At 70.8% G+C, this 590-nt stretch carries 1 protein-coding gene; it reads left to right on the top strand.

Going from position 1 to position 590, the window contains the following annotated elements:
• Positions 1-220: 220 nt before the first annotated feature.
• Positions 221-590, top strand: a 370-nt coding sequence (locus tag FK530_RS24995) for a DUF1177 family protein (RefSeq protein ID WP_146489487.1), incomplete at its 3' end; no start/stop codon positions are given.

Consider the following 590-nt stretch of genomic DNA (forward strand, 5'->3'; position numbering starts at 1 on the left):
GCGTCCTCGGACGCGCGGACGTTCCGCAGCCACGGCATCCCGGTCCTCCAGTACGGACCGGCCGAGCTGGCAACGATCCACGGCTTCGACGAGCGCGTGCGGGTCGAGGACATCGTCCTGGCCGCCAAGACCTATGCCCTCACGACATTGCGCTACGTCGGTGTGGCCTGAGGCCGTCGCGTTCCGCCCCGTCACCGCTTTCTGAAAGGACCCTCCCTCCATGCTCTCCCAGGTGCTCACGATCCTCGACCACCTCGACTCCCCCGCAGCCGACGGACCCTCAACCGTCGCGCTCCTGGAGGCCCTCTTCGATCCCGCGGCTCCGCAGCCGCGCCCCGAGGTCACCTGGGAGCGGGTGACGGGGGCGAAGGGACACACGGACTTCGTGACCGTGCGCGTCCCCGGCCTGTCCGGACGCACGGTCGGCGGCACCTCCCCGACCCTGGGCGTCATCGGACGCCTGGGTGGGATCGGTGCGCGTCCCGAGCTGGTGGGCTACGTCTCCGACGGTGACGGGGCCACCGCAGCCCTGGCGGTGGCCCACAAGCTGCTCACCATGTTCACCCGCGGCGACCGACTGGACGGTGATG

The organism is Tsukamurella conjunctivitidis, assembly GCF_007858475.1.
GTDB lineage: Bacteria > Actinomycetota > Actinomycetes > Mycobacteriales > Mycobacteriaceae > Tsukamurella > Tsukamurella conjunctivitidis.